Genomic DNA, 4,888 nt, shown 5'->3' with positions numbered 1-4,888 from the left:
GCCCTTATGCAACGTCCCTACAAGGGCATTTCATATAAACCCGGTTTCTACGCTTTTTTACACCGATACTACCGGATTTGATATGATTAATTTCATATAAATCAGTAATAAAAAAAATCACCTAAGTTACATACTTGCAATATTTAACTTAGGTGAAAAATTTATATTCTTTCATATACTGTTTGTCAAATAAGTATTAAGATAACGAATAGTTACTAAAATCCAAAATTGGTAATACTTCAAAGAATTGAAATCCAGTAGGTAGAGAGATATTAGGTAAATATATTCCTAGATGAGTGAAGTGAGAAATATTTGTGTTGATTTCTTCCTCCCTACTCCCTACTCACTACTCCCTATTCCCTATCTCATTTTTATCTTTGCTTGATACATTCAATCTTTCAATTGATATTATATTGATAATGATTTTTTCTACTCCAGGTGATGTATTGAACCTATATTTTCGTTGTCTAAACTAAAATTTTATATTACTAAACTTCCATCTAAACTATTAAAGTGGCGTTGCATAAATGCGGGATGATTTTAATAGTTTTGTATCTTATGCATCTTGCCTGTTCCTGATATTTTTAGTCGTAGATAATACCTATCCCAGTGATATTCATCCCTTGATTCAGCAATGGCATTAAAGTTAAACTAACTTAAGCTAGATATGATTTGAGCCATGTTAAAGTCTTTTTCTGTTAACCCACCAGCATCATGGGTTGTTAATATAACTGTCACTTTATTGTAAGATATTTCTAAGTCTGGATGATGCTGTGATGATTCAGCCGGATCTACTAATTTATTGACAAAACCTATCGCTTCAATAAAATCTTTAAATTTTTTTACACACTTAAGCTTATTTCCTTCTAATTCCCAGTCTGATAATTGACTAGCACGTTGATTAATTTCTTCTACACTTAGTAATTCACTCATTGCACTTATTCCTCAAATTACTCAAAAAAACTATCCGCTCTTATCTTAAAATAGCGTCTTGGTAAATACCTAAGCACTAATTTCAGATAAGAGCGGTCTAGGGGGTCACTTTGATTGGAACCTGACTGCCGGGAGGAACCCTAGGTCAGCCTGGTTAAGGTTAATCCTCATAGATCCCAGGGTGGGAACAAAGGCTAACTGCTAGAGAGCAGCCCCAGCACACAGCCGGCATTTTCCAATCAGGTGACCCATGCGTATACTACTATCTTGCATAGGCATCACCTCCTTTTATCCCTGAGCGGTTTTTTGTTTACTCAATCTTACGCTTTCTATAGTAGCACAAAAATTTGAGAAAGCAATTATCTGGTTAATTTTTTTTCAGGGAATAGCAAAAAATCAATTATAGCGCTGTGCGCAGGCAACAGGGAACAGGGAACAGGGAGAATAAATTGACGATAATATAAGACTTTGAGCTGTTTGGCCTCTACTGCAATTTGTAAATATACCAGCGCTCATTGCTATATCAATTTAAAAAAAGCAATAGTGGTACTTAAACATTTTATGGACGGAAAAATGCCTCAAAGTCTCTCTAGACAAGGGAATTACGTCGATCCCCTAAAAATGGCTAAAACCCGTGCTTTTTGAGGATTTATGCCTTTTTGACGTCAAAGCTTTTGCCAGTATATATTTGACCCTTTTTTCTAGCTCTATTTTGTTTAAGTCCCGATAACTCATTTAGGAATGGGCAATAGGGAGTAATTTTCACAAAAAAAATAGCTTCTACATACTAATTGCTGTAGAAGCTATTGCAGGATTAGTCTGAGACTAATCCTTTTGATAAATTAAGCCATATTACAGAGCATTACCACGAGGTAATACTTCCTCTGGGAATATAAAGTTTTGATGTGGCTGATCTGCAGGAGCCATCCAAGCACGGATACCCTCGTTCAGCAAAATGTTTTTGGTATAAAATGTTTCAAATTCTGGATCTTCTGCTGCTCGTAATTCTTGGGATACAAAGTCATAAGCTCGTAAGTTAAATCCTAAACCTACTACACCTATAGCACTCATCCACAAGCCTGTTACTGGTACAAATAACATGAAGAAGTGCAACCAACGTTTGTTGGAAAATGCGATACCGAAGATTTGGGACCAGAAACGGTTAGCTGTCACCATGGAATATGTTTCTTCGGATTGAGTAGGTTCAAATGCACGGAAGGTGTTAGCTTGTTCGCTATCTTGGAACAGTGTATTTTCAACTGTTGCACCGTGAATTGCACATAATAGTGCTCCACCTAAGATTCCAGCTACACCCATCATGTGGAATGGGTTTAGTGTCCAGTTATGGAATCCTTGGAAAAATAGGATGAATCGGAAGATACCAGCTACACCAAAGCTAGGTGCAAAGAACCAGCTTGATTGACCTAGTGGGTACATTAAGAATACACTTACAAATACTGCGATAGGTCCTGTGAAGGCAATAGCATTGTAAGGACGTATTCCTACCAAACGGGCAATTTCAATCTGACGTAGGCAGAAGCCAATCAGAGCAAATGCACCGTGTAGAGCAGTAAATGACCAAAGGCCACCAATTTGACACCAACGTGCAAAGTCCCACTGAGCTTCTGGACCCCAGAGGAATAATAGAGAATGTCCCATACTATTTGCAGGGCTGCTAACTGCAACAGTTAAGAAGTTACAGCCTTCTAAGTAAGAACTAGCTAATCCGTGGGTATACCAGGAAGTAACAAAGGTTGTTCCAGTTAACCAAGCTCCAATAGCCAAGAAAGCACATGGAAATAAGAGTATACCAGACCAGCCTACGAATACAAATCTATCGCGTTTGAGCCAATCGTCGAGGACATCAAATGGTCCTCGTTGAGATTGTGGGCGTCCCACTGCTACAGTCATTACAGAATTCTCCAAATAATTATGATAACTACGGCTTGTTTAATGTTTTTTCTCAATCAGTATCTATATAATAATATAGTCTTCTACTTAAGCAGAATTATGAGAAGTTTTATAAACATTGTTTAGTTTTATTACCGTGATTTTCATTATAGAGGTAATTCTTGATCGGGGCAACCAGAAAAATGAGTTTTTCCAGACATTATTTTCTTAGATTTTAGATTTTTAACTGCCCATGTCAATTCGCCATACAACCTCGTCAATCAAGAGCAAGTTGAAAATGTTGTAAAATTCACATAGAATTCAAGAAATACCTAGGATAGGGTATATCGTGGTAAAAATGTATGTTGAGAGGTAAACAGCTTTTGAAGCAAGAAGCCCTATCCGCAAGGTTAGAAATTTCTCGTTATACTGCTTGGAGTTAAAACTGGAGAAAGTTACCCTTCAAGCTCACTAATAATTTAAAGATGTTTACTATTGACATAATTGTGAAGTACACCCCTGTGCCATTTTCAGTACAACGTAAGTCCGCTGAGGATGCTGAGGCTGTTTATCAACAAGTTCTTGAGTCTATTCGCTCTGGAAACCCTCAAGTTTTAGAACTTACTTGTGAGAAAATGCCTGAGAAAAAGATTGCTGTAGTCATCAGTGAAGTTTCTGGTGTTCAAATTTCCCAGAAATCTGGTGCTGCTGCTACTGGAAGACCACCTGGTTTTGTCGCTCTACCCAATGAAGCCAAAGGATAAAACTATTAAAGTTACTGATCCAGCAATTTTAGTAGAGGATATTTGTTTTAATTGGCCTAACGGCAGCCAAGTATTACGCTCTTGTTCTCTACAAGTACCCAAGGGAGAGTTTTGGATGCTCTTGGGTACTAATGGCAGTGGTAAATCAACTTTGTTAAGATTATTGGCCAAACTTTTGTCTCCTCAGTCTGGAACAATTCATTTTGAAGGGCAAATAGGTTTTGTTTTCCAAAATCCTGACCATCAACTTGTGATGCCTACAGTAGGAGCAGATGTGGCTTTTGGCTTAGTTGAAGAGAAACTGTCTCAACTTCAAATTCGTAATCGGGTAGAAGATGCCTTGAGTGCCGTAAATTTATTAGAATTACAACGCCGACCTATATATGCTTTGAGTGGGGGACAAAAACAAAGAATTGCTATTGCTGGTGCTATTGCCCGCAATTGTGACATCTTACTTTTGGATGAACCTACAGCTTTACTTGACCCAGATAGTCAATTAGATTTGGTCAGTCAAGTTCAAAGTTTGGTCAAAAAGCGAGGTATTACTGCTATGTGGGTTACTCATCGCTTAAATGAGTTGGATTATTCTGATGGAGCATTTCTCTTAGATAAAGGCCAAGTAGTAGATCAAGGTAGTCCTGAACTTTTGAAGCAACGTTTAATTAGAGATTCATCTTAAGCGATCGCCTCTGGACTAAGCCTTTAAGTTTAAACTTTAGGATGTTAGGAATATTAGGTGTTGATGATTCTAGGTAAGTAGTTCAACAATCTAATAATTAATAATTAATAACTGGACAGTAAAAAGTTTTTGTATTCATAAAACATTTGGTTTCATGTGACAAAATGATCCAGATTCGACTGTCTCGTAAATGGCGAGCGAGCATTGAAGAATTTTGTCAAAAGTAGCCCTGACATACTTTTGGCTAAAATATACTTCCTCTGTTCGGCAAGTGTCAGTAAAACTATCTGTTCACTCGGATAACCATTGGAGGGTAAAGTACGAAACTAACGAGGAAAATCCTTTCATAAAGTGATAGGCATTTCTAGACTAAGTAGTTAATAATTACCTCTTCTTATATATAAGAGGATAGAGCAAAAGGATTTTTTTCCTTAAAAGGAGAGGCTTTATACCTTTATTTTTCGGTAAAACAAATTAATTGTATATTTTGATGGTTAGGCGAATAGATAGGAAAAATTATTTTTAGCACCACTATTGCTGTATACAAGTATATTTTTAGGTAATCCTGTATATGTGTATATGTATAGTCATTTCAGTTTAGATTGAGAGGAGAATTAATTAC

Annotated in this window: 4 protein-coding genes; 2 read left to right on the top strand and 2 right to left on the bottom strand. The window is 36.9% G+C overall.

Features of this window, described 5'->3' with window-relative positions; genetic code table 11:
• Positions 1–651: 651 nt before the first annotated feature.
• Together AFK68_RS10495 and psbD are read right to left on the bottom strand one after the other, a co-directional pair.
• Positions 652–933: a 4a-hydroxytetrahydrobiopterin dehydratase gene (locus tag AFK68_RS10495; RefSeq protein ID WP_094672656.1), complete on the bottom strand. Its 282-nt coding sequence runs from the start codon at positions 931–933 to the stop codon at positions 652–654.
• 852 nt (positions 934–1,785) lie between these two features.
• Positions 1,786–2,844 (bottom strand): photosystem II D2 protein (photosystem q(a) protein), encoded by a 1,059-nt coding sequence (psbD, locus tag AFK68_RS10490; RefSeq protein WP_094672655.1) that lies wholly within the window; start codon positions 2,842–2,844, stop codon positions 1,786–1,788.
• 464 nt (positions 2,845–3,308) lie between these two features.
• Here psbD and AFK68_RS10485 point away from each other — a divergent pair, with 464 nt between their 5' ends.
• Together AFK68_RS10485 and AFK68_RS10480 are read left to right on the top strand one after the other, a co-directional pair.
• Positions 3,309–3,587, top strand: coding sequence for a hypothetical protein (locus AFK68_RS10485; RefSeq protein WP_094672566.1), 279 nt, complete (start codon positions 3,309–3,311; stop codon positions 3,585–3,587).
• Entirely contained in the window at positions 3,571–4,266 is a 696-nt protein-coding gene (locus tag AFK68_RS10480) for an energy-coupling factor ABC transporter ATP-binding protein (RefSeq protein WP_094672567.1), read from the top strand. The genes AFK68_RS10485 and AFK68_RS10480 overlap by 17 nt, the downstream gene beginning before the upstream one ends.
• Positions 4,267–4,888 lie beyond the last annotated feature (622 nt).

The organism is Hydrocoleum sp. CS-953, assembly GCF_002260545.1.
GTDB lineage: Bacteria > Cyanobacteriota > Cyanobacteriia > Cyanobacteriales > Microcoleaceae > Trichodesmium.
The sequence above is the reverse complement of the archived record's forward strand: the minus strand, read 5'-3'. Positions and strand labels throughout refer to the sequence as shown.

Excerpts from the sequence above, each read along its gene's own strand:
- AFK68_RS10495 (WP_094672656.1), bottom strand. The coding sequence starts at position 933 with ATGAGTGAATTACTAAGTGTAGAAGAAATTAATCAACGTGCTAGTCAA.
- AFK68_RS10485 (WP_094672566.1), top strand. The coding sequence starts at position 3,309 with ATGTTTACTATTGACATAATTGTGAAGTACACCCCTGTGCCATTTTCA.
- psbD (WP_094672655.1), bottom strand. The coding sequence starts at position 2,844 with ATGACTGTAGCAGTGGGACGCCCACAATCTCAACGAGGACCATTTGAT.
- AFK68_RS10480 (WP_094672567.1), top strand. The coding sequence starts at position 3,571 with ATGAAGCCAAAGGATAAAACTATTAAAGTTACTGATCCAGCAATTTTA.